The organism is Plantactinospora sonchi (assembly GCF_036422035.1).
In the GTDB taxonomy this organism is placed as follows: Bacteria; Actinomycetota; Actinomycetes; order Mycobacteriales; family Micromonosporaceae; genus Plantactinospora; species Plantactinospora sonchi.
This window is the reverse complement of the sequence record NZ_JAZGQK010000007.1, coordinates 387,805-411,149: the sequence shown is the minus strand read 5'-3', so window position 1 is coordinate 411,149 and position 23,345 is coordinate 387,805. Positions and strand designations below refer to the sequence as shown.

The following is a 23,345-nucleotide window of genomic DNA, read 5'->3' as shown; positions in this document are numbered from 1 at the left end:
GGTTGCCCCCGCGGGTCCACCGCTGACCGCCGGTCCGGCCGGCCGGACTACGTCCATGATCTGTGTCGCTGCCTCTCCTGGAGGGGCGCCTCGCGCGAAAACCCCGGCGAGTGTACGGCAAGGCAGGACCGGCGTACCCGTTCGCTCGATTCGGTTTTCGCCGATCGGTTCACCGCCCGGTCAACAGCTCCGGGTCCAGTGCCGTCGTCGCGATCACCGCCGGATGCCGGCGGGCCAGCCGGGCGCCGAGAGTCACCGAGTCCAGGTCCCCGGCGACGATCGCGGCCGGTGGCCCGAACTCGTGCCACGGCAGGGTCCGGAGCGCGTACCGGGCCAGCAGCCAGGCCCGGAACTGTCCGTAACCCAGGGCGGCGACACGGTGCAGCGGCGAGCGCCGGCCACCGTCGGGCGGACCGCCGAGGGCCCGCTCCAGGCTGGCCAACGGGCCACCGCGCCCGGACGGCAGCAGCGGCCGGACCCGCACCCGGGAGTCAACACCCGGGCCGGGCCGGCGCTGGTCGTCGACCACCACCAGGACCACGTCCCGCCGCTGGTCGGCGAGCTGGTCGGCGTACTCGACCACCCGTTCCGGCAGCCGCGGCCCGAGGGCCAGGAGCAGCACCGGCCGTCCGTCGCCCGTGGTCTCACCGGCCATGCCGACCGTCCTCTCCGGTCGCCGACGCCGACGGCCCGGCAACGGGGGTCAGGGCGCGGAGCCGGGCCTCCAGCGGCGCCAGCATGAGGTCCCGGGCGTACCGGTCGGCGTGCCGTGCCGCCGCCGACCGCTGCTCCGGGTCGAGGTCCCGGGCCGCCTTGGCGGCCGCCACCATCGAACGGGCCACCTCGGCCGGATCCAGGCTCCGGGCGGTGAACCACAAGGGATACTCGGCGAGCACCTCCTCGGCCGCGATGCCGGGGGCGTGCACCGAGACGATCGGCCGGCCACTCGCCATGTATTCGAAGATCTTGCCCGAGGTGACGTACCGGGAACCGCCGGCCAGGAAGACCAGGACGTCGCTCTCCGCGTAGACCCGGTGGACCTCGGTCTTGGTCACCGGGCCGAGGTAGCGGATCCCGGTCCCCCCGGTGAGTCCGAGCCGTGCGGTCAGCTCGGTGGGGCTGGTCTTCGAGAAGCCGAGGTGGCCGTGGATCCGCAGTTCCGCGTCGGCGAGGTCGCCGTGTTCGCGGGCCAGCCGGAACGCGGCGACCAGTTCCTCCAGCGGCTGGACCCGGGTGACCGTCCCCAGGTAGCCGAACCGCGGCCCGGTCCGCCCGCCCGGCTCCCCCGGCTGCCCGGAGTCGTCCGCCGGTGCCCCGACCACGGCGGTGGGCCCCACGGGTACGCCGGTTCGGCTGCCGGTGGTCTCGGAGGCCGGGCCCGGGGGTGTGCTGACCGGGGCGAGATCGGGGTCCCAGCCGTTCGGGACCACCAGCATCCGGTCGGCGGCGGCCGGATAGCGCTCGGCGTGCCAGTCCCGCAGCGCCTCGTTGACGAACACGATCCCGGACGCCCGGGACAGCACCCGTCGCTCCCAGCGCCAGGCCGGATGGCCGGCCGGGAACGCCGGACGGTTGGTGAACAGGTCGAGGGTCCAGGAATCCCGGTAGTCCAGCACGTACGGCACCCCGGTCAGCCGGTGGAACAGCCAGGCCGCGCCGAACGAGGCGAACGGGTTGCCGGTGGCCAGGACGACGTCGAAGCGCCGCCGACGGTGCGCCCGGAGCCCCCGGGCCACCGCGGCCAGCCCCCAGGACGCGTAGTGCTCCGGAAAACCCAGTCGTTGGCTCAGCTGGTATAGCTTCTGCGCGGCCCGGGGAAAGGTCCGGCGGAACCGGCCGTACCGGCGGAGGTCCCGTTCCCAGGCGAACCGGTGCAGGGCCGGCCGCTCGACCCGGACCGTCGGGTCCACCGTGGAGGCGAGTTCGGTGTCGAGCGAGCCCAGCACGTCGCGCAGGAAGTCCAGCGGAGCGGCGCAGGCGGTCACGTCCCAGCCCCGGGCCGCGAGGTGGTTCGCGGTGGCCCGGGCCCGGTACACCCCGCTGGCCCGTGACGGCGGGAAGTAGAAGGACAGGTAGAGCACGCGTGGGCGGCGAACCCCGGCGCCGGTCGGGTCGGTACCGGCCGACGTGGTCGCCGCTGCCCGCCCGCTCACCGGAGCCGTCCCGACGGTACGGCGTACTCGAGGCCGAAGGTCAGCGCCGGCTCGGCCACCCCGGCCGCCCGGTACGCCGTCAACAGGCCCAGCCCGTACGGCAGCGACACCGCGTCGGCGACGACGATCAGGTCGAGCCCGTCCGCGTCCGGCAGGTGACGTCGGAGTCCGGAAGGGATCTCGGCGCCCCATCCCGGCCGGTACCGGGGCAGCACGAACCGACGGTGGACCCGGTCGGCGAACCGGGTGTCGTAACGCTCCCGGGCACGACGGGCCGGCTGCCGCAGCGGACCCTGGGCGATCACGGTGAACAGTCCGTGCGGCAGCCCGTACAGCATCGCCCGGACGAGCCGCGTCGAGCGCCGGGCAGACTCCAACCGGGACAGTTCGACCACCTCCACGGCCGGGTCGAGGCGTGGTCCGTGCCAGGGTCCCAGGTGGTCGACCAGGACAACCGCCCGCCCACCGGCGGCGACCACCTCGGCGGACTCCGCCGCCACGCCCCGGGGCCGGTTGCCGCCGAGCGCCAGGAACAACACCCGTCGTGTCATGTCAGGCTCCCCGACCGTTCAGCGGACGGGACGCGGTCCCGCCCCCGCGCTCCGTACCGGCCCCGGCCGGCTCGGCGGGCCCGGCTCGACCGGCCCGCGAGGCCGGCGCGGCCGGGTCGACGTCGCCGAACCACGCCGTCCGGTGGGCCTCGGCGACGGCCTGGTAGCCGTACCGGGCGGCGAGCACCGTACGGGCGTGCGCCAGGTCGAGCCCGGCCGGGAACCTGTCCCGCAGCCGCCGGTAGCCGGCGACGATGGTGTCCGGATCGTCGTCGACGTCGACCAGCGCGCCGGCGGCGTCCACGATCCCGGCCAGCGTCTCCTCGGGGCCGCCGCAGCGGGTCACCAGCACCGGCGTACCGGCGGCGACCGCCTCCACCACGGTCATCCCGAACGTCTCCAGCCGGCTCGGGTGGACCAGCAGGTCGTGCTCACGGATCAGCTCCAGTGCCCGGTCCGGCGGCACCGAGCCGGTGAAGGTGACCGCGTCGGCGACGCCCAGGGTGTCGGCCCGGGCCGCCAGCGCCGGCCGCCGCCGTCCCTCGCCGACGAAGGTCAGGGTGAGCCACGGATCGTCCGCCCGGCACCGGGCGAACGCCTCCAGCAGCAGATCCACCCCCTTGCGCTCGTCGAGGGTGCCGACGAAGAGCCAACGGCGCGGTTCGGTGACCGGCCGGGCCCGGACCGCACCGAACGGCACCGGGTTCGGTATCGGGCTGATCCGGTCGGCGTACTCCGGAAACGCCTCGACCAGGACGGATCGCAGCACCTCGCCGACGGTGAAGAAGCCGGCGGCCCGGCGGAGCACCTCGCGGTACATCGCCCGGGAATCGGGCTCGGCGAGCACGGCGGGCAGGAACGTCGCGTGTTCGGTGACGAAGACCCGGGCGTCCGGCCGGGCGTTGCGCAGGGCGGTCCAGCCGCCGCGCAGGCCGACGTGGGCGTGCACGACCGGGGCGTCGATCGGCGCCCCGCCGAGCGCGGTCCGGAGCGACTCGGCGTGCTGGTTCGCCCGCGCGGCGAAGGTGGTGCCGGCGCGTACCGGCACCGGCACGTAACGCAGCCGGGCGTCGGCGACGGTGCCGGTCTCCGGAACCCCGCCGTGGGCCAGCAACTCCCGGTGCGCCCGTTCGATGGCGGCGTACTGCCGCCGGCCGACGGGCGCGCCCCAGGCGTCGACGTGGTAGACCGTGGCCCGGTCCCAGACGGTCGCGGTGGCCGCCACCATGGCCCGGACGAAGGCACCGGCGAACGGCAGCTCCCTGGTCGGATACCAGGGGGTCACGATTGCCAGATCCCGGTTCGGGGGCGCCGGCGCCGGTCCGGGCCCGGTGCTCACCGTGGGCTGGCCGACAACGCCGGATCGGGCCGGAGCCCGTTCACCGGGGCCTCCGCCAGTTCCCGGCCCGGCGCGTGCGGCAGCAGCCGGGCGTACAGCCGGTCGAGGATCTCGGCCTGGGCCTCCCAGCTCCACTCGGCGAGCAGTCCCGGCCGGTCGTACGCGGCACGGTACTTCTCCGACTCGGCCAGCACCAGCTTCACCGCCCGGAGGAAGTCGGTCAGGTCCTGTGCCCGGAACACCTCGCCCTGCCCGGTGGAGCGCACCACCTCGGACATCGTCCGGACGTCGCTGACCACCAGCGGCAGCCGGGCGTGCGAGTACTCGAAGAACTTGTTGCTCAGCGCGATCTCGTGGTTGAGCAGGTGGTGCAGCGGGCTCACCGCCGCGTCCGCGCTCGCCAGCACCCGCGACACCTGCCAGTGCGGCACGTACGGCAGCAGGTGGATCCGGTCGGCGACCCCGAGTTCAACGGCGCGCAGCCGCAGTTCCTCGGCCCCCTTGTTGTGGGCGGTCGGGTGCAGCGACAGCATCGCGAGGTGCACGTCCGGCAGGCTGGTCAGCGCCTCGACGACAAGGTCGACGCCGCGGACCGGGTTGATGCCACCGGAGTACGCCAGCAGCGGGGTCTCCGGGCCGATCCCGCACAGCGTGCGCAGGTCCGGGACCGGTGCGCCGCTCTCCTCCTCGCCCGGCGTCATCACCGGGGCGTTCATCACCACGGTCGGCAGCTCGGGCAGCTTGTGCGCGTCCCGGAGCAGCTCGGCGAGGGCGGTGGAGACGGTCACCACCGCGTCGGCGTGCTGGGCGTACTCCCGCTCGTGCGTGACCTGCCCGGCGAGCCACCTCGCGGTCAGCGGCCGGAGCCCCGGCACGTACTCGTGGGCGTCCCAGACGAACTTGACCGGCCGGCCGTCCCGCCGGGCCCGGGCGGCGGCCCGGGCGCCGACACCGATCATCTTGAAGTCGTGGGCGTGGATCAGGTCTGGTTCCAGCTCGTCGATGACCCGGCCGAAGCCGAGTTCCCACTGCCAGAGCGCGGGGTCGAGGCGCCGCCAGGAGCGGTTGCCCAGCAGCGCCTTCCAGAACACGACCGGCAGCCGGTTGGTCCAGGCGTCCGGGTCCCGCCGCCCGTCGCGCAGCAGCCGGGTCTCCCGGGCCCGGAACCGGACCCAGCGCCAGACGATGGCCAGCCCGACCCGGTTCGCCAGGATCCGGGCCTGCTCCAGCAGTCGGGCCGGGCCGCCGGCCTGTCCGGTGCGCAGGCGGGCCATCCGGGCCACGATGTCGGCCCGCCAGGCCTTCATGGTGTCCAGCCGGTAGTTCACGTACCGGCCGCCGGCCGGGTAGGCGAGCGGGCGGCGGGGCGAACGACGACGGACGTACGCGGGGTCGCCCACGTCGGTCGGGACGGACAGCAGCCGCACCTCGGCATCCCCCAGCCGCCAGGAGGTCTCGCCCGGACCGGTCTGCCGACCGAGCAGGATCACCTCCCAACCGGCCTCGGCGGCCGATCGGGCGGACTTCTGCACCCGGGAGTCGCCCTTCACGCCGTTGTCGACGAGCATGACGACCCGGCCCCGAGTGCGCCGCGCGGCGGCAGCACCGTTCACGTCCATGATTTCCGTCTCTGCCTCTCCCATAGGGCAACTCCCCAAAGACCCGGCGAGTTTACGGCGACCACAGAACCACCCAAACCACCTGCCCGACAATTCTGCGGCATTTCGTCGATTGTTTTTCTACTGTTCTACTTCCGTTCCTCGACGAGCCACGCCCTGACCAGGGCACCGGAACAGCGGCGGCCCTGTCCGGCGAGAATGCGTCGTACCTGGTGGGAAGGTTGACGCCGGCCCAGCGTACGACGATTCTCGGAATAGGCACACCAGACCGACGATGACGTATTGTGTTGCCGCCAGGAACTTGATTCGAGTGAGCCGTCACGGCTCCGTCGTTCCTGCCGCGAACCCCGCCCACGAGGGTCACCAACATGCCGGGAGACAGTCAGTGAAGGTAATCAGCGTCGTCGGCGCCCGTCCTCAACTGGTCAAACTCGCGCCGATCGCGGCGGCGTTCGGCCGGACCGGGCACCGACACGTCATCGTGCACACCGGGCAGCACTACGACGCCGACCTGTCGGACGTGTTCTTCTCCGGGCTCGGCATCCCCGACCCGGACGTGCACCTCGGCATCGGCTCCGGCAGTCACGGCGTACAGACCGGGCGCATCCTCGCCGCGATGGACCCGGTGCTGGCCGAGGAGCAGCCCGACTGGGTGCTGGTGTACGGCGACACCAACTCGACGCTCGCCGGTGCCGTGTCGGCGGTGAAGCAGCACTTCCGGGTGGCGCACCTGGAGGCCGGGCTGCGCTCGTTCAACCGGCGGATGCCGGAGGAGCACAACCGGGTGCTCACCGACCACGCCGCCGACCTGCTGCTGGCACCCACCGGTGAGGCCCTGCGGCACCTAACGAACGAGGGACTCGCCGACCGGACCGTGGTCACCGGCGACGTGATGGTCGACGTCTGCCTCCAGGTCCGCGACCGGGTGCTGGCCGGTGGACATCCCCGGCCCGAACTGCCGGACGGCATCGACCCGGAGCAGCCGTACCTGCTCGCCACGCTGCACCGCGCGGAGAACACCGACGACCCGGCCCGGCTGGCGTCGCTCGTCGAGGCGCTCGCCGGTCTGCCGGTCCCGGTCGCGCTGCTCGCCCATCCCCGGCTGGTGGCCCGGGCGGAGGCGCAGGGGTTGAAGCTCGCCCAGGGGGCGCTGCACGTGGGCCGCCCGGTCGGCTACGCCGCCATGGTCGCCGCGGTCCTCGGTTCGGTCGGGGTGGTGACCGACTCGGGCGGCCTGCAGAAGGAGGCCTACCTGCTGGGCCGTCCCTGCACCACGCTGCGTTCCGAGACGGAGTGGCTGGAGACCCTCGACGGCGACTGGAACCGGCTCGTACCAGACCCCGCGACGCTCGGTACGCAGACCTGGGTCGACACCGCGACCCGGCCGGCCCCCGCGACCCCGACCGGTACGCCGTTCGGGGACGGACGCGCCGCCGAGCGGGTCGTGGAGACGCTGGAGCGGTGGCTCGACGGCCGGACCGGCTGAATCCGTCGACGCCCGGGCACCGGCCCGGGTGACGTTCTCCCCCGGCCTGGCCGGAGCTGGTGCCGAGCCAGCCCCGGCCAGGCCGTTTCCGGTGTCGGCCGAGCCGGCCCCGGCCGGGTTGTTTTCCGGCGTCGGCCGAGCCGGCCCACGGTTCTCGGGATACGTCAAGGACCTCCGGCCCGACCGCGATGTCCGCGGCCGGGCCGGAGGTCCGTCGTGCTGTCCGACCGGTAGCGGTCAGGCCGTCAGGGCCGGCTCGCCCACCCTGTCCAGCGCTACCGTGCTGCCGTCCTCGGCCGAACGGAGCACCGCGGCGGAGACCTCCACGGTCCGCAGCGCCTGGCGCAGGGTCACGATGTCGCTCTCCTTGCCCTCCACCGCGTCACGGAACCGCTCGTGCTCGACCAGCAGCGGCTCACGCTTCGGGATGGCGTACCGGACCATGTCGCCCTCGGCCACCCCACGGAACGCGCGCAACGCCTCCCACTCGGTGTCGATCGCCCCGTTGGCGTAGAAGGTGAGGTCGGCGGTGAGGGTGTCCGCGACGAAGCAGCCCCGGGCTCCGGTGATCACCGTGGAGCGCTCCTTCAGCGGGCTCAACCAGTTCACCAGGTGGTTGACCATCGTGCCGTCGGCGAGTTGGCCGACCGCCGCCACCATGTCCTCGTGCAGTCGTCCGCTGCGGGAGACCGTCCGGGCCGACACCGAGGTGTACCGCTGCCCGGTGACCCAGGCGGTCAGGTCGATGTCGTGGGTGGCGAGGTCCATCACCACACCGACGTCGGCGATCCGGTGCGGGTACGGGCCCTGCCGCCGGGTCACCACCTGGTAGACGTCGCCGAGCTCGCCCGCCTCCAGCCGGGCCCGCAGGCTCTGCAATGCCGGGTTGTACCGCTCGATGTGACCGACGCCGGCGACCACACCGGCCGTCTCGAACGCGTGCACCAGCCGGGTCGCCGCCTCGACGGACTGGGCGAGCGGCTTCTCGATCAGCGCACCGACCCCGGCCGCCGCCAGCTCCAGGCCGACCTGCTCGTGCAGGGCGGTCGGGCAGGCCACCACCGCGTAGTCCGGCTTGAGCGCGAGCAGCTCGGCGACCGTGTTCAGCACCGGGACCCGCAGGGCGCCGGTGGAGTCGCCGGCCGGGTCGACCACGCCGACCAGCTCGACGCCGTCGAGGTTCGACAGCACCCGGGCGTGGTTGCGTCCCATGGCGCCGAGGCCGATCAGTCCGGCGCGCAGCCGGGGTGCCTGGCCGCTCATCGGGCCACCGCCACCGCGTTGACGGCCACCGCGATCCGCTCCAGCTCCGCCTGGGTCAGCGACGGGTGGATCGGCAGCGACAGCACCTCGCGGGCGGCCCGCTCGGTCTCCGGCAGCTCCCAGGGGCCCGGCCGGCCGTCCTCGCCCAGGTACGGCTTGAGCCGGTGGATCGGGGTCGGGTAGTACACCGCGCTGCCCACCCCTCGGTCAAGCAGCTCCTGCTGGACCGCGTCCCGGTCCTCGGAGACCCGGACCGTGTACTGGTGGTAGACGTGCCGCGCCGCGTCCGCGACCGGCGGGGTGACCACACCGGTGAGCCGGGCGTCCAGGAACTTCGCGTTCGCCCGCCGCTGCTCGGTCCACTCCGGCAACTGGCGCAGCTGCACCCGGCCGATCGCCGCCGCCACGTCGGTCATCCGCATGTTGGCCCCGACGATCTCGTTGGCGTACCGCTGCTCCATGCCCTGGTTGCGCAGCAGCCGCAGGGTGCGGGCGAGTGCCGGGTCCGCGGTGCTGACCATGCCGCCCTCCAGGGCGTGCATGTTCTTCGTGGGATAGAAGCTGAAGCAGCCGGCGGCGCCGAACGCACCGACCGGCTGGCCGCCCAGGGCGGCGCCGTGTGCCTGGCAGGCGTCCTCGACGACGGCGAGGCCGTGCTGCTCGGCGATCGGCATCAGCCGGTCCATCGCGGCCGGGTGACCGTAGAGGTGCACCGGCATGATCGCCGCGGTACGCGAGGTGATGGCCGCGGCCACCGCGTCCGGGTCGAGGTTGAAGCTGTCGGGCTCGATGTCGGCGAAGACCGGCTCGGCACCGACCAGACGCACCGCGTTGGCGCTCGCCGCGAAGGAGAAGGAGGGCACCACCACCTCGTCGCCGGGGCCGATCCCGAGCGCCATGAGGGTCAGCTGCAGAGCCGAGGTGCCCGAGTTGACCGCGACACAGTGCCGACCGGCCACCAGCTCGGAGAACTCCTCCTCGAACGCCGCCACCTCCGGACCCTGCACCACCCGGCCGCTGCGGAGCACCCGTACGGCGGCCTCGATCTCGGCGTCTCCGATGACTGGTCTGGCAGGCGGAATCAGGTCTGCGTTCGGCCCGGCCATGGGCATTCCTCCGTTGCTGAGGGGGTCGCGTTGGGGATGCGACGCTAGCCGCGCCAGGTTGACAGCGGGTGCGTCTTGGCCGAACAAGCGGTGCTGGGAAGGTGACCACCGCCGGACGTACAGGTGACCTGGCTGACCACGGCGGCGACGGCGGATCCGGCGGATCCGTCCGGAACGCGGACCGGAGCCGGCGGAGAGCGTGCGCCGGTCGACTGACCGGCGACGGGAGCGGTACGGACCGCGGGTGACAGCCGGGTGGGACGGGTCAGCGCGGCAGGACGACGTCGACGGTCTCGTCGACGGGCACGGCCCGGACCGGGCCGGGTGCGGGCACGGCGGGTACGGACACGGCGGGGAGGTCCGCGCCGCGCCCGGAACCGACCGCGCTGTCCGAGGCGACCGGGCTGTCCGTGTCGGGCGCGGGACCACCGGACGCGGGACCACCGGACGCATCCGCGCCGAGCGCCGCCGCGACGCTCGCGGCCATCCGCGGCAGGTGCCCGTCCGGGAGGGGGGTACGGGCGACGGCGAGCCGCCAGTAGAGCGGGCCGACGATCAGGTCGATCGCCGTCTCCGGATCGGTGCCGGGCGGCAACTCGCCCCGGTCGACCGCCCGACCGATCAACAGGGCGCCGACGTCCCGTTGGTTCACCCTGAGCGACTCCTGCAGGGTCGCCCCGATCTGCGGGTTGCGGGCCGCCTCGGCGAGCAGGTCCGGAATGATCTGCGAGGCCAGCGGGTGTCTGAGGGCGCGGGCCACGATCCGCAGCAGGATTTCGAGGTCTCCGCGTAGGGTGCCGGTGTCCGGTAACGGTAGGCTCTGCCCCGCGACCCGGGAGACGATCTCCAGCACCATCTCCAGCTTCGAGCTCCACCGTCGATAGATCGCGGTCTTGCCGACCCCTGCCCGACGCGCGACGGCTTCGATCGACATCCGCCCGTAGCCGACCGCGGCGAGTTCCCGCATGACCGCGCGGCGGATGGCGTCGGTGATGTCTCCTCGGAGCACCGCCGCTCCCGCTGGAGCACGCCGGTTGTCGGTCGCCACGTGGGCCAATATAGCGCGGCGACGGTACGGTTGCGTCCCGACGTACGATGGACTACGTTGCCACGGAGCGATGACCGACCGACGTGCCACGGCTTTCCCCCGGCCACGCGGTCGTCGGGTCGCGCGCATCTTGAAGCCCGAACAGATCGGAGCGCCTTGCTATGGCCACCACGGCGGTAGCCGACCCCGATTCAGGACTGACCGGCGCCCAGCTCGCCGCCCGGTACGGTCTCTCCGCCGCAGGCGCGAGACCCTCCCTCGGCGCCTACATCCGGCAGCTCTGGTCCTACCGGCACTTCATCTCGGCGTACGCCAACGCCAAGCTGGCGGCCTCGTTCAGCAACGCCCGGCTCGGCCGGCTGTGGCAGGTGCTGACCCCGCTGACCAACGCCGCGGTCTACTACCTGATCTTCGGTGTCATCCTGAACACCCAGGACGGCATCACCAACTTCATCGCCTACCTCTGCACCGGGCTCTTCGTCTTCACCTTCACCCAGTCGGTGGTGAGCGGCGGGGTCCAGGCGATCAGCGGCAACCTGGGGCTGATCCGGGCCCTGCACTTCCCCCGGGCCAGCCTGCCGATCGCGGTCACCCTGACCCAGTTCCAGCACCTGCTCGCCTCGATCGTGGTGCTGGCCGGCATCGTGCTGGTCGACGGCGAGCCGCTGACCGTCGAGTGGCTGCTGATCATCCCGGCGATCCTGCTCCAGGCGATCTTCAACGCCGGGCTGGCGATGGCCCTGGCCCGACTCGGCTCGAAGGCGAGCGACCTGAAGCAGGTCGTCCCGTTCGTGATGCGGACCTGGATGTACGCCTCCGGCGTGCTCTACAGCGTCGACAACTTCGAGAAGCACCTGCCGGGCTGGGCCGCCGAACTGGTGCACCTGAACCCCCTGCTGGTCTACATCGAGTTGATGCGGCACGCGCTGATGGAGTCGTCCCCGGTGACCGCCTCGGCGACCCAGTCCTGGCTGCTCGGCCTGGGCTGGGCGGTGCTGGCCGGCGTCCTCGGGTTCGTCTACTTCTGGCGTGGTGAGAAGGAGTACGGACGTGGCTGACCTGATCACCACCGGCATGAGTGCCTCGGCGACCACCGCGGTCGACGGGTCCCGGATCCCCACCGTGATCGTCGACGACGTGCACATCGTCTACCGGGTGCACAAGGGCGCCGCCGCCGGCACCAACAGCCCGGTCGCCGCGCTGCGGCGACTGCTGATCGGCGCCAAGGCGCCGACGGTCCGCGAGGTGCACGCGGTCAAGGGGGTCAGCTTCACCGCGTACCGGGGTGAGGCGATCGGCCTGCTCGGCAGCAACGGCTCCGGCAAGTCGACCCTGCTGCGGGCGATCGCCGGGCTGCTGCCGGCCACCCGGGGCGCGATCTACGCCCAGGGACAGCCGTCGCTGCTCGGCGTGAACGCGGCGCTGATGAACGACCTCTCCGGGGAACGCAACGTCGCGCTCGGCTGTCTGGCGATGGGGATGTCCCCGGCGCAGGTACGCCAGTACACCCCCGAGATCATCCGGTTCTCCGGGATCAACGACCGGGGCGACTTCAGCTCGCTGCCGATGCGGACGTACTCCTCCGGCATGTCGGCCCGACTGCGCTTCTCCATCGCGGCGGCGAAGAAGCACGACGTCCTGCTGATCGACGAGGCGCTCGCCACCGGTGACGCCCGGTTCCGGCGCCGCAGCGAGCAGCGGGTCCGGGAGCTGCGCGCCGAGGCCGGCACGGTGTTCCTGGTGAGCCACGCGATCGCCTCGATCCGGGACACCTGCGAGCGGTCCATCTGGCTGGAGTCCGGGGTGATCCGGGCGGACGGCCCGACCGACGAGGTCGTCGCGGAGTACGAGAAGTTCATGAACCGGTCGTAGACCGGCAGCAGGCAGCACACGGGCGTCGCCGGACACCGGCGGCGCCCGTGCCATGATCTGGCCCGTGACGATCATCCGGACCAGCCATGACCGGGACGAGCTCGCCGCCCTGCTGGGCCGCGACCCCCATTTGCACGCGTACGAGCTCGGCGATCTCGACGACTTCTACTGGCCGTACACCAGCTGGTACCGGTGGGGTGAGCAGGTGGCGCTGCTGTACCACGGTGGCGGCCAGCCCACGTTGCTGGCACTGGACCGCTCTCCGGCGGACCTGGCCGAGCTGCTGACCGCGCTGGTCCCGCTGCTGCCCCGGACCTTCTACGCCCACCTGTCGCCGGGCGGGGAGACGGTGCTGGGTGAGCACTTCGTGTCGCGGGCGCACGGGGCGCACCTGAAGATGGCGCTCACCGACCCGGAGCGGCTGGACCGGGTCGCCCCGGCCGGTGAACTGCTCACCGTCGCCGACCTGCCGCAGATGGCGGCGCTCTACCGGGCCGCCTACCCGGGCAACTGGTTCGACGAGCGGATGGTCCAGACCGGGCAGTACGTCGGCATCCGGCGCGACGGTGAGCTGCTGGCGGTGGCCGGGGTGCACGTCTGGTCCCCGGTGTACCGGGTGAGCGCGCTGGGGAACGTGACCACCCATCCGGCCGCCCGGGGGCAGGGGCTGGCCACGTCGGCGGTGGCCGCGCTCTGCCGACGGCTGCTCAGCACGGTGCGTTGGGTGACCCTGAACGTCAGGGCGGACAACGAGGCCGCGATCGCCCTCTACCGGCGGCTCGGCTTCACCCCGGTCGCCGAGTACGGCGAGTTCAGCTTCGGCGCGACGACGGCGTAGCCGTCAACCGACCGGCCGTGCCGACCCGCCGGCGCGACCGGGGCGCCGGGTCGGGGTGGCTTGCCCGCAAACCCGACCACCCCGCCCGACGGAGGTCCGTCGGGCGGGGTGGCGCCGGCGGCGGGGAGGGATGCCACGCCGGCGGGTGGGGTGTCGGTGGGCCGGGCGTCAGGCGGAGTAACCCCGAGTGGCGATCCAGTTCGCCAGGTCGATGGTGGTCATCCAGTAGGTGCTGTCCGAGCCGGGGATGGCCGGGTCAGCGATCTTGACAGTACGACCGTTGTCGCGGTAACCGACCACCGTCAGGTAGTGACCGCCCGGGTAGCTGTGCCCGACACCGGCGGTGTCGACGGCCGAACCGGCGATGTTCGCCACCACCGCGTACCCGTTGCTGACCGCGTGCACGACGTCGGCCTGCAGCTTGTCCATCTGGGCCGGGGACGCGGACTGGCCGGGGATCGCGGTGGTCCGGTAGAAGTCGGTCCTGGTGACGCTGTTCAGGACCCGGGTGGTGTCCTCGGCGGAGTTCGTGCCGCTGGTCGTGGTGCCCAGCCGGTTCGCCACGTCGTCCTGGCTCAACCCCATGTCGCGGGCGGTCAGCGCGATCCGGGTCGCCGCCGGGCCACAGTAGTAGTAGGTCGTCTGAGCCTGGAAGTTGTAGTCCAGCGTCTTCGCCGCCGGCGCCGCCGGCGGCTCGTCCTTCTTCTTGGCCGCGGTCGGGCTCGCGTCGCCGGTCGCCGACGTCGTCTGGGGCGCCGCGTCGGCGGTGCCCGGGGCCGTCGTCGGGTCCGTGGTGGCGGGCGTGATCGCCTGGGCCGCTCCGCCGGCCTGGCCGCCGTCCGCGACCGCCTGGCCGAGTTCCGCGACAGCGACGGTGGAGGCGCTGGTCGGCGCCCCGGATCCCTCGGTCGCCAGTACGACGCCGCTGGTCGCGGCGGCGGCGAGGATCGCCGCCGAGGCGAGCGCGAACCGGTTACGTCGACCGGTCACGGCACTTCGGAGTCGCTGGTTGATCGCGTGCTTCACAATTACCCTCCGGGGGGAAATGCGTATCGTCAATCATTCGGCGATGATTGTCGGTACGACGTTTCCGTCCGCTGTTCGAGAATGCGACGCTATGCCGCGCGGACGGCGCGGAAATTATTTATCTCTGCTCAGACCGGACATGGTCCACCACAGACACGAGTGAAATCGCCGACGACTCAGCCACTCACGAGAACACCAGGAAATGACACTGGTGCGGATGAGCCGAGGTCGACCGGCGCCCGACGGGCCCGTTCAGTTCCGGTTCCCGGTCGTCTGGCCGGGCCTACCGCCTACGGGGGCCACTCGCGTCGACGCGCTCTCGGGTCAGGAACCACCGAGGCCCGGAGTCGGCACTACGGCCCGTACCGGGTGGGCCCGGGCGGACACGCGGACCCGGGGTCGGGACGCGGTGCGGTACGGAAACTGGGGGGATGGGCCACGGCCCAGGTGGTGCGGCACGTACACGTACTCCTTCCTGCGCCGCCTACCGGGTTAGCTGACGGATTCGGGCGGGAAGGCCGCCCTACCGCGGGCCATGGCTCGCGGATTCACCCCAGATAACTGTGGGTCCCCGGCTCGTGTGAACGACTCGGCGGGTCTGCTCCGGTGTCACCCGATGGCGACCAAGCGGCCGGACCAGACGGGCCGACATTACTGGCCGCTCTCCTCCGTTGCCAACCCCTCTCAGCTGGCAAAACAGTGACCAGGACCGCGATTTCGCCGAGCCGGGGCCGGTTGCCGGAAGGCCGGGCGGCCGACTGGATAAACCAGCATGATCATGTACGCGTACGGTATGACGGAAATAGCCCGGTTAGCGGGGCGGCTCAACGCCCGCCGACCGGTGCGCCAGGTCGGTCGGTGGGACAGGCACCCCAGGAGGCACACGTCGATGACAACGGTGCACGAAGCGACGTACGACCTGCTCCGGTCCCTCGGCATCACCACGCTGTTCGGCAACCCCGGTTCGACCGAGGAGCCGTTCCTGAAGAACTTCCCCGCCGACTTCAGCTACGTACTGGCCCTGCAGGAGGCGTCGGCGGTGGCGATGGCGGACGGCTACGCGCAGGTGAGCGGCCGGCCGGTGCACGTCAACCTGCACACCGCGCCGGGTACCGGAAACGGAATGGGCAGCCTCGTCACCGCCTGGCACAACCGGACACCGATGATCGTCACCGCCGGACAACAGACCCGCACGATGAATTTGTTCGAGCCGATGCTCACGAATGTGCGGCCGACCCAGTTGCCGGAACCGTACGTGAAATGGAGCCACGAGCCACTCCGCGCGCAGGACATACCGGAGGCGTTCATGCGCGCCCACGCCACCGCCGTACAACCGCCCTGCGGGCCGGTCTACCTCTCCCTGCCACTCGACGACTGGGACGAACCGGCCGACGGCGTCCCGGTGACCCGCCAGGTGAGCACCCGGACGGCGCCCGATCCCGCCATGCTCGACCGATTCGCGGAGTCACTGGCACACTGCCGGAATCCGATGCTGGTGGTCGGCCCCGGGATCGACCGTGCCGGCGGCTGGGCCGAGGCGGTCGCGCTGGCCGAGCGGACCCGGGCGCCGGTGTGGCAACCGCCGTTCGCCGACCGGGTCGGCTTCCCACAGGACCACCCCCAGTTCCAGGGGCTGCTACCCCCGGCGATCGGCCCGCTCGCCGAGAAGCTGGTCGGACACGATCTTGTCCTGGTGGTCGGCGCGCCGGTCTTCCGCTACTACCCGTACGTCCCCGGCGAGCACGGCTACCTCCCGTCCGGCACCCGGCTGCTGCACCTCACCGACGACCCGGACGAGGCGGCCCGGGCACCGGTCGGGGACAGCCTGGTCGGCGACGTCGGGCTCGCCTGCGCCGGACTGATCGCCCGACTGCCGGCGGCGGACCGGCCCCTGCCGCCGCCGAAGCCCGCCGCGCCGACCGTCGAACCCGGCCGGCCACTCGCCCCGGAAGCCCTGTTCGCCACCCTCGCCGCCGAGTGGCCGGCCGACGGCGTACTGGTGCCGGAGACCCCGTCCAACCTCAGCGCTCTGCACCGGCAGTTGCCGATCACCCGACCCGGCTCCTACTTCAAGATGGCCAGCGGCGGTCTCGGCTTCGCGATGCCCGCCGCGGTGGGCATCGCGCTCGCCCAGCGTGACACCGGCCAGCACCGGCCGGTGGTGGCGGTGATCGGTGACGGCTCGTTCCAGTACTCGCCGCAGGCCCTCTGGACCGCCGCCCAGCAGCGGCTGCCGGTGGTCTTCGTGGTACCGGTGAACGAGGCGTACGGGGTGCTGAAGGCGTTCGCCCGGCTCGAGGAGACGCCCGGGGTGCCCGGTCTGGACCTGCCCGGCCTGGACATCCCGAGCATCGCCCGCGGGTACGGCTGCACCGCCCATCAGGTGGAGTCCCTCGACGACTTCCGGGCGGCGTTCCGTGCCGCGCTGGGTGGGGACGGTCCCACCGTGCTCACCGTCCCGATCACCGGCGACGTCGCCCCCCTGCTGTAAGGAAGGGCCCCCTATTATCGTTTCCGGTGGTAAAAGGGGCCCTTCCTAACACCTCAGTTCGTCATGACCCGTTCGTGCAGCGCGGTCACCACGGCTCGGGCCGAGACGAACGACCCGTGCTGCCAGGCCACCTCACGGCTCAGCCAGTCACCGGCGAAGTAGACCCGGCCGGCGGGCCGGAGCAGCCGACCGTAGCCGGCGGTGCCGTACCGGGGAGAGGTCCAGGCCCCCTCCAGGTAGCGGGTCCGGTCCCAGGCCTGGGAGTACGAGGTGGCCAGTTCGGTCCGGTACTTCGCGCCGTGGATCTTCACCCCCTGGGTGACCGCCCGCTCCTCCCGCTGTGCCGGGGTCAGCGCGCTGTACACCCGGGCGTTCGCCCCGGTGTTGTAGTAGCCGACGATCAGGCCACGTCGACCGTGGAACCCGTACGACGGGTACCAGATGTGCGCGAGATCCAGGTCGGTCTCGGTGATCCCGCCGTAGATCCGCTGGTCCAGCTCCCACCAGCGGCTCCGGTACTCCAGACCGATCTTCCCTGCGGTGGTGACCGGGAAGTCGGCGAGTGCCGACGTGACGTCGGCGCCGAGGTTGTGCGGCACCCGGGCCATCAGGTGCGGCGGCAGCGTCGCGACACAGTAGTCGGCGGTCACCTTCCGGTCCCGGCCGTCCTGCCGGTACGTCACCTCGACTCTGCCGCCCCGGTCGGTCACCCCGGTCACCTCGGCGCCGAGCGTGATCCGGCGCGTGCCGACCGCCCTGGCCAGCGCCTTCGAGATCTGGTCCATCCCGCCGACCGGCTGGAACATCAGCATGGCCTGGTCGTAGCCGAGCTCGAAGGAGAAGTACCGGCCGACGTTGCTGGCGAAGACGTCGGCGAGCGGCGGAGGCGCACCGAGCGGTACGCCGACCTCGTCGCCCGCACCGGGATAGCTGAGATAACCCCGCCGACCGGTACCGGTGTACGCGAAACCGCTGGTCCGGCCGCCGATCGCACCGTAACTCTGCAGGAACGACAGCAGCCGCTCCTTGTCGGTCGCGGTCAGCCGGTCGTCCAACGCCCCCTGGTCGGTCGCCTTGGCCAGCAGTTCGGAGATGTACCCGTAGACGTCGGCCTTGGCAGTGCGGTAGCGGACCGGCGCGGTCATCCCGGCCGACTCGTTGTAGATCCAGGCGTCCGCGTTGGCGTTGGTGAAGACCTCGAGCGGTACCCCGAGTTCCCGGCAGTAGTCCATGGTGACCATCCACTGTGCGATCCGGCCCGGCCCGGCGTTCAGGTAGATCCCGTCGGAGAACTCCGCCCGCTGGGTACGTCCGTCGAGGTCGGTCTCCCGGTCACCGCCCCGGATCGTCAGGTTCCGTCCACCGGCCCGGGCCCGCGCCTCCAGCACGGTGCAGTCGTACCCGGCCTTGCCCAGTTCGTACGCCACGGCGAGTCCGGCGACACCGCCGCCGAGGATCACGACCCGGGCGCAGGAGCGGCCGCTCAGGGAGAAGTCGGCCCGGGTCGGCGCCCGGAACGGCGGTGCCGCCGAGGCCGGGCCCGGGGCGAGTCCGAGGGCGCCCATCGTGGCGAGCATGGCGCCCGCGCCACCGCTGGCTCCGACCGCGCGCAGGAAGCCCCGCCGGCTGACCGTGGACTGGTCGTGCTGACTCATACCGCCCCCTTCGAAGATCCCTTGGGAGGCTGAGTCTGTTAGCGATGTGTTACGGCAGCGCCGCAGCGGTAGTTGCGGATTTATTTCACCTCGACGGTGAGGCCCGAGGTTCCGAGTCGACGCTGGCGCGACTCCCCAGGACGGCCGGACGACAGGCCGCCCGGTGGGCCGGTTCCGACGTCCGCGCGCCTACACTTCGAACCCGGGGGTCAGCCGTCGGTGAATGGCCGCGACGCTCGGGTTGATGTTCGGACGTCCAGGCGCCCGCCACCGGCCCGGCCGGCCGACGCGGTACCGTGCAGCCATGTCCGGTACCGCCGCCCTGAATGCGCTGACCTCGGCCGGGATCCCCCACCGGGTGGTCCGGCACGGGCCGGTGCGCAGTCTCGCCGAGGCTGCCGAGGCGATCGGCGTCGCCGTCCCGGACGTGGTGAAGACCATCGTCGTACGCCGGGGCGAGGGCGACTTCGTTTTTGTCCTCGTCCCCGGTGACCGGGTGATCTCCTGGCCGAAACTGCGCGCGCTGCTCGGCGTCAACCGGCTCTCCCTGCCGGACGCGACCGAGGCGAAGGCGGTGACCGGCTACGAGCGGGGGACGATCACCCCGTTCGGCGCCACCACCGGCTGGCCGGTCGTCGCCGACGAACGCATCGGTGGCCGGAGCATCAGCCTCGGCGCCGGCGCACACGGCGTCGCGGCGGTACTGGACGCCGACGAGGCGGTCCGGGCCCTGGCCGCCACCGTCGCCGACGTCACCGACCCGAACCGTCCCCGCTGACCCACCGGTCGGGCGATCGAGCCCTGACCGGGCCGTCTTCCACCCCCCAGAAACGACCGGAAGGGGCTCTTCTCACAGGTGGCTGAGGAGGGCCTCGGTCACCCCCCGGGTGTCGGCGGTGCCGCCGAGATCCCGGGAGCGGGTGGCCGGGTCGAGGAGGCTGGCCTCGATCGCGGCGACGATCTGCGCGGCGGCCCCCGGATGGCCCAGGTGGTCGAGCATCATCGCCGCCGACCAGACCGCGCCGAGCGGGTTCGCGATCCCCTGGCCGGCGATGTCCGGTGCCGAGCCGTGCACCGGCTCGAACATCGACGGGAAGGTACCGGTCGGGTCCAGGTTGGCCGACGGGGCGATGCCGATGCTGCCGGCCACCGCCGCCGCCAGGTCACTGAGGATGTCGCCGAACAGGTTGGAACCGACGATCACGTCGAACCGCTCCGGCTGGAGCACCAGTTTGGCGGCGAGGGCGTCGATGTGCTCGGCGTCCCACCGTACGTCCGGATGGCCGGCCGCCCGCTCCGCGACGATCTCGTCCCAGAACGGCATGGTGTGCACGATCCCGTTCGACTTCGTCGCCGAGGTGACGTACGACCGCCGCGTCCGGGCCAGTGCGAAGGCGTGGTCGACGATCCGGGTGACCCCGGCCCGGGTGAAGACCGCCTCCTGCACGGCCTGCTCCTCCGGGAAGCCCCGGCCGAACCGCCCGCCGATCTCGCTGTACTCCCCCTCGACGTTCTCCCGGACCACCACCAGGTCGACCTCGCCGGGCCGGGCGCCACGTACCGGGCTGGTCACACCCTCGAAGACCCGGATCGGGCGCAGGTTGACGTACTGCCGGAAGGTGCGGCGGATCGGGATGAGCAGTCCCCAGAGCGAGACGTGGTCGGGTACGCCGGGCCAGCCGACGGCGCCGAGCAGGATCGCGTCCGCGTCACGCAGCCGGTCCAGGCCGTCGGCCGGCATCATCGACCCCTGGCTGAGGTAACGCTGGCAGGACCAGTCGTAACCGGTGTAGTCGAGCTCGATGTGGTGCCGGTCGGCGACCGCGTCCAGCACCTGCCGGGCGGCGGCCACGACCTCCGCCCCGATGCCGTCCCCGGGAATCACCGCGATCCGGTGGCGCGCCCTGGGAGCCGTCGATCCGACCGGTTCGGTCGCGCCGGCTGTGGCTGCCGACCCGACCGGCCTCGTCGCGTCGGACATGGCCGTCACGCGGACCGGTCCCGTCGCGTCGTTGGTGGCCGTCATCAGCCGCCCAGCCCGACGACGGCGACCATCAGCGGCAGGAGCAGCAGGATCAGGATGGCACCCAGGATGTCGAAGGAGAATCCGGAACGGATCATCTTGGTGATCGGTACCACGCCGGAGCCGTAGACGACCGCGTTCTGTGGGGTCGAGACCGGGAGCATGAAGCCGAACGAGGCCGCGAAGGTCGCCGCCAGCGCGGGCACGAACGGGTTGATGTCGGCCGCGATGGCGACCGGGATGATGATCGGTACGACCACCGCGGCGGATGCCGTGTTGCTGGTCGTCTCGGAGATGATGATCGCCAGCAGTACGGCGAACGCGGTGATCGCGAAGACACTGGTCAGCCCGAGCAGGTTGGCGCTGCCGTCGCCGATCGTCTTGGCCAGCCCGCTGTCCTCGAGCAGCGCTCCGAAGATGATGCCGGTGCCGAAGAGCAGGATCGTGCCCCAGTCGATCCGGGCCGCGTCGCTCCAGTTCAGGGTGTACTCCCGGGCGCTCCAGTTGGTGGGGAGCAGGAAGAGCAGCGAGGCGCCGAGGACCGCCACGATCCCCTCGTTGAGCCGTGCGCTGATCCAGTCGTACTGGGTGGAGTCGCTGCCGAAGACCAACGCGACCACACCCGGGGTGATCCAGAGCACCACGGTCACGGTGAACGCGATCAGGGTGTTGCGTTCGGCCCGGGACAGCGGCCCGAGTTTGGCCCGCTCGCTGGCGACGTACTCGGCGACGCCCTCGATCTGCCGGATCTCCGGCTTGTTGAGCAGCAGCAGCACGGTGGCGAGCGCGATGAACATCAGCGCGCAGATCGGGAACGCCACGACCATCCACTCGGCGAACGAGATGCGTTCTCCGGTCGCCTCGGCGATCAGGTCCCGGCCGATCAGGTTCGGCGGGGTGCCGACCGGGGTCAGCAGGCCGCCGACGCTGGCCCCGTACGCCAGCATCAGCATCAGTGCGACGCCGACCCGCAGCCGGGTGGGGTCGAAGTCGGCGCTGGCGATGCCCCGCTCCTGCATCAGCTTCGCGATCACGGCGAGGATGCCGAGCGCGGTCGGCAGCAGCATCGCCACGGTGGCGGTGTTGGAGACGAAGGCGGAGAGCGCGCAGGTGATCAGGCCGAAGGTGATGATCACCCGGCTGGTGGTCCTGCCGACGCCGGGCAACGACAGCATCCGGAACGCGAACCGGCGGGCCAGGCCGTGCTTGAGCATCGCCTGGGCCAGGATGAAGGCGCCGATGAAGGTGAAGACCGTCGACGACCCGAACGGCGCGAGCACCTCACCGGCCGGTGCCACCGCGAGTACGACGATCGCGGCGACCCCGAGCAGGCCACCCACCGGGATCGGCACCGGCTCGGTGACCCAGAGCACGATGACACCGAGCAGGATGCCGGCCAGGGTCTGCTGGTTGCCGGGCATGTCGAGCGGCAGTGCCAGGAAGACGATCGAGACCAGCGGGGCGAGCCAGAGCCCGACCGTCCGCCGTCCGCGCTCGAAGCGTTCCTCGGCCGGGGAGAGGCGCTGCTCCCCGAGGCTGCGGTAGGTGCTGCCGCCGAGTAACGCCTTCTCCACATCGGTCTTGGCCGGAGTGCCGCCGGTGTCGCTGGTGTCGCTGGTGATGGCCACGACAACCTCCATCGGTTCACTGTGCCGGGACGGGTGCCGCAGTGACGCAGCTAACAGTGACTTCACCAGCCCTGACGGTCGACGGTCCAAGACGAGATCACGACAACCGTTATAGGCAGCGCCTATCTTTGCTGCCCAGCGACGTCTGTCCCGGCCGTCCTGGGCGACCGGTCCCGGCCGTCCCGACCCGCCGGCAGTACCTGTCCTGCTGGCCGGTCGCGGCCGTCCCGACCCGCCGGCAGCGCCGGTCCTGACTGGTCCGGGCGTTCGTCCGGGTGCTCGGCGGTGTCGACACAGGCGGAGGCCAGGAAGGCGCTGGCCGCCGGGGTGAGCGGCGCCCGTCGGGTGACGAAGGCGACCTCCAGGTACGCGGCCGGTTCCAGGTCCAGCACCAGGGCACCGGACCGTCGGGCCAGCCGCGACCAGGAGTCGGCGACCACGGCGAGCCCCACCCCGCCGAGCACCAGCGGCAGGAACGCCTCCCGGTTCTCCGACTCCACCACGACGACGATGTCGACACCGGCGGAACGGATCTCCTCCACCAGGTCACGCATCCCGGTTCCGGGCTCGCCGACGATCAACCGGTGGCCGGCGAGTTGCTCGTAGCGGACCGGACGCTCGGGCGGGAACGGCCCGTCGGCCGGGGTCACCAGGACCAGGCGGTGCCGGCCGGCGGGCCGGGTCGCCAGATGATCGGTGGCGAGCCTCTCCCGGCTGGCCAGCAGGCCCACCTCGGCGATCCCGGTCCGGACCATCTCCAGTACGGCGTGTGCCCGGGGCGCCGACCGGATCCGTACCGAGACTCCCGGATAGCGGGCGGTGAACCGTCGTACCGCGGTGGACAGCGGCTCCACGGTGGCCGACGGCATCGCGGCGATCTCCACCCGACCGGACCGCAGATCCTGCACCGATGCCACGGTCGCCCGGGCCAGTTCGAGTCCACGAACGACCTGCCGGGCCGGCTCGATCAACGCCCGGCCGGCTCCGGTGAGCACCACCCGGCGACCGATCCGGTGGAACAGTTCACTGCCCAGGTCCCGTTCCAGGGCCCGGATCGCCTGGGACAGCGACGGCTGGGCCACGTACATCGCCTTGGCCGCCCGGCTGATCCCGCCGTGGTCGACAACCGCGAGGAAGTACTCCAGCTGGCGTGCGTCCACAGCGTCCCACCATTTCGCACCGGCCGTCGGGTCAAGCCCGAAGTGTGCCAGTGGTACGGCCCCTCCCGTGGTCCCCACTCCGACCCG

Annotated in this window: 18 protein-coding genes, 1 pseudogene and 1 riboswitch; of the genes and pseudogenes, 6 read left to right on the top strand and 13 right to left on the bottom strand. The window is 72.0% G+C overall.

What is annotated here, in order from left to right:
• Window positions 1-169: 169 nt before the first annotated feature.
• From V1633_RS10985 to V1633_RS10965, 5 genes are all read right to left on the bottom strand, one after another.
• Window positions 170-655 (bottom strand): hypothetical protein, encoded by a 486-nt coding sequence (locus tag V1633_RS10985; RefSeq protein ID WP_331214122.1) that lies wholly within the window; start codon window positions 653-655, stop codon window positions 170-172.
• Complete coding sequence (locus V1633_RS10980) at window positions 645-2,081, bottom strand: glycosyltransferase (RefSeq protein WP_331214210.1); 1,437 nt, start codon at window positions 2,079-2,081, stop codon at window positions 645-647. Before V1633_RS10980 ends, V1633_RS10985 begins: the two co-directional genes overlap by 11 nt.
• Before the next feature lie 68 nt (window positions 2,082-2,149).
• Window positions 2,150-2,704 carry a hypothetical protein gene (locus V1633_RS10975; protein ID WP_331214121.1) on the bottom strand — a complete coding sequence of 185 codons (555 nt, stop codon included), beginning with the start codon at window positions 2,702-2,704 and terminating at the stop codon, window positions 2,150-2,152.
• Window position 2,705: 1 nt separating this feature from the next.
• Window positions 2,706-3,989, bottom strand: a complete 1,284-nt coding sequence (locus tag V1633_RS10970; RefSeq protein ID WP_331214120.1) for a glycosyltransferase family 4 protein — start codon at window positions 3,987-3,989, stop codon at window positions 2,706-2,708.
• Window positions 3,990-4,039: 50 nt separating this feature from the next.
• Window positions 4,040-5,662, bottom strand: a complete 1,623-nt coding sequence (locus V1633_RS10965) for a glycosyltransferase family 4 protein (protein ID WP_407951998.1) — start codon at window positions 5,660-5,662, stop codon at window positions 4,040-4,042.
• Between the two features lie 385 nt (window positions 5,663-6,047).
• Here V1633_RS10965 and wecB point away from each other — a divergent pair, with 385 nt between their 5' ends.
• Window positions 6,048-7,148 carry a non-hydrolyzing UDP-N-acetylglucosamine 2-epimerase gene (gene wecB, locus V1633_RS10960; RefSeq protein ID WP_331214118.1) on the top strand — a complete coding sequence of 367 codons (1,101 nt, stop codon included), beginning with the start codon at window positions 6,048-6,050 and terminating at the stop codon, window positions 7,146-7,148.
• A 237-nt stretch (window positions 7,149-7,385) separates the two neighbouring features.
• Here the strand turns inward: wecB and V1633_RS10955 are convergent, their stop codons facing one another.
• From V1633_RS10955 to V1633_RS10945, 3 genes and pseudogenes are all read right to left on the bottom strand, one after another.
• The gene (locus tag V1633_RS10955) at window positions 7,386-8,411 is read right to left on the bottom strand and encodes a Gfo/Idh/MocA family protein (RefSeq protein WP_331214117.1); all 1,026 of its coding nucleotides are present in this window, start codon (window positions 8,409-8,411) and stop codon (window positions 7,386-7,388) included.
• Complete coding sequence (locus V1633_RS10950; protein ID WP_331214116.1) at window positions 8,408-9,517, bottom strand: DegT/DnrJ/EryC1/StrS family aminotransferase; 1,110 nt, start codon at window positions 9,515-9,517, stop codon at window positions 8,408-8,410. Before V1633_RS10950 ends, V1633_RS10955 begins: the two co-directional genes overlap by 4 nt.
• Before the next feature lie 454 nt (window positions 9,518-9,971).
• Window positions 9,972-10,565 (bottom strand): annotated as a pseudogene (locus tag V1633_RS10945) (TetR/AcrR family transcriptional regulator); the annotation flags it as partial.
• Window positions 10,566-10,726: 161 nt separating this feature from the next.
• Here V1633_RS10945 and V1633_RS10940 point away from each other — a divergent pair.
• From V1633_RS10940 to V1633_RS10930, 3 genes are all read left to right on the top strand, one after another.
• Complete coding sequence (locus V1633_RS10940; protein ID WP_331214115.1) at window positions 10,727-11,623, top strand: ABC transporter permease; 897 nt, start codon at window positions 10,727-10,729, stop codon at window positions 11,621-11,623.
• Window positions 11,624-11,639: 16 nt separating this feature from the next.
• Entirely contained in the window at window positions 11,640-12,437 is a 798-nt protein-coding gene (locus V1633_RS10935) for an ABC transporter ATP-binding protein (protein WP_331214209.1), read from the top strand.
• Window positions 12,438-12,501: 64 nt separating this feature from the next.
• A complete protein-coding gene (locus V1633_RS10930) occupies window positions 12,502-13,275 on the top strand; it encodes a GNAT family N-acetyltransferase (protein ID WP_331214114.1) in 774 nt (257 codons plus the stop codon).
• Between the two features lie 168 nt (window positions 13,276-13,443).
• Here V1633_RS10930 and V1633_RS10925 read toward each other — a convergent pair whose 3' ends face one another.
• The gene (locus V1633_RS10925) at window positions 13,444-14,301 is read right to left on the bottom strand and encodes a C39 family peptidase (RefSeq protein ID WP_331214113.1); all 858 of its coding nucleotides are present in this window, start codon (window positions 14,299-14,301) and stop codon (window positions 13,444-13,446) included.
• Between the two features lie 466 nt (window positions 14,302-14,767).
• Window positions 14,768-14,906, bottom strand: a riboswitch (cyclic di-AMP (ydaO/yuaA leader).
• A gap of 284 nt (window positions 14,907-15,190) precedes the next feature.
• On the opposite strand from V1633_RS10925, the gene mdlC reads away from it, so the two are divergent.
• Window positions 15,191-16,792: a benzoylformate decarboxylase gene (mdlC, locus tag V1633_RS10920; protein ID WP_331214112.1), complete on the top strand. Its 1,602-nt coding sequence runs from the start codon at window positions 15,191-15,193 to the stop codon at window positions 16,790-16,792.
• A gap of 53 nt (window positions 16,793-16,845) precedes the next feature.
• On the opposite strand, the gene V1633_RS10915 is transcribed toward mdlC, so the two are convergent.
• Window positions 16,846-18,447: a flavin monoamine oxidase family protein gene (locus V1633_RS10915; protein WP_331214111.1), complete on the bottom strand. Its 1,602-nt coding sequence runs from the start codon at window positions 18,445-18,447 to the stop codon at window positions 16,846-16,848.
• Window positions 18,448-18,751: 304 nt separating this feature from the next.
• On the opposite strand from V1633_RS10915, the gene V1633_RS10910 reads away from it, so the two are divergent.
• Window positions 18,752-19,225, top strand: coding sequence for an aminoacyl-tRNA deacylase (locus V1633_RS10910; protein WP_331214110.1), 474 nt, complete (start codon window positions 18,752-18,754; stop codon window positions 19,223-19,225).
• A 72-nt stretch (window positions 19,226-19,297) separates the two neighbouring features.
• Here V1633_RS10910 and V1633_RS10905 read toward each other — a convergent pair whose 3' ends face one another.
• The 3 genes from V1633_RS10905 to V1633_RS10895 form a co-directional block, all read right to left on the bottom strand.
• Window positions 19,298-20,338, bottom strand: a complete 1,041-nt coding sequence (locus tag V1633_RS10905; RefSeq protein WP_331214208.1) for a tartrate dehydrogenase — start codon at window positions 20,336-20,338, stop codon at window positions 19,298-19,300.
• A gap of 134 nt (window positions 20,339-20,472) precedes the next feature.
• Complete coding sequence (locus tag V1633_RS10900) at window positions 20,473-22,110, bottom strand: SLC13 family permease (protein WP_331214109.1); 1,638 nt, start codon at window positions 22,108-22,110, stop codon at window positions 20,473-20,475.
• 110 nt (window positions 22,111-22,220) lie between these two features.
• Complete coding sequence (locus V1633_RS10895) at window positions 22,221-23,258, bottom strand: LysR family transcriptional regulator (RefSeq protein WP_331214108.1); 1,038 nt, start codon at window positions 23,256-23,258, stop codon at window positions 22,221-22,223.
• Window positions 23,259-23,345 lie beyond the last annotated feature (87 nt).

Coding starts and splice junctions, on each gene's coding strand:
- V1633_RS10910 (WP_331214110.1), top strand. CDS start 18,752: ATGTCCGGTACCGCCGCCCTGAATGCGCTGACCTCGGCCGGGATCCCC.
- V1633_RS10955 (WP_331214117.1), bottom strand. CDS start 8,411: ATGAGCGGCCAGGCACCCCGGCTGCGCGCCGGACTGATCGGCCTCGGC.
- V1633_RS10935 (WP_331214209.1), top strand. CDS start 11,640: ATGAGTGCCTCGGCGACCACCGCGGTCGACGGGTCCCGGATCCCCACC.
- V1633_RS10940 (WP_331214115.1), top strand. CDS start 10,727: ATGGCCACCACGGCGGTAGCCGACCCCGATTCAGGACTGACCGGCGCC.
- V1633_RS10900 (WP_331214109.1), bottom strand. CDS start 22,110: ATGGAGGTTGTCGTGGCCATCACCAGCGACACCAGCGACACCGGCGGC.
- V1633_RS10965 (WP_407951998.1), bottom strand. CDS start 5,662: ATGGACGTGAACGGTGCTGCCGCCGCGCGGCGCACTCGGGGCCGGGTC.
- V1633_RS10915 (WP_331214111.1), bottom strand. CDS start 18,447: ATGAGTCAGCACGACCAGTCCACGGTCAGCCGGCGGGGCTTCCTGCGC.
- V1633_RS10975 (WP_331214121.1), bottom strand. CDS start 2,704: ATGACACGACGGGTGTTGTTCCTGGCGCTCGGCGGCAACCGGCCCCGG.
- mdlC (WP_331214112.1), top strand. CDS start 15,191: ATGACAACGGTGCACGAAGCGACGTACGACCTGCTCCGGTCCCTCGGC.
- V1633_RS10950 (WP_331214116.1), bottom strand. CDS start 9,517: ATGGCCGGGCCGAACGCAGACCTGATTCCGCCTGCCAGACCAGTCATC.
- V1633_RS10985 (WP_331214122.1), bottom strand. CDS start 655: ATGGCCGGTGAGACCACGGGCGACGGACGGCCGGTGCTGCTCCTGGCC.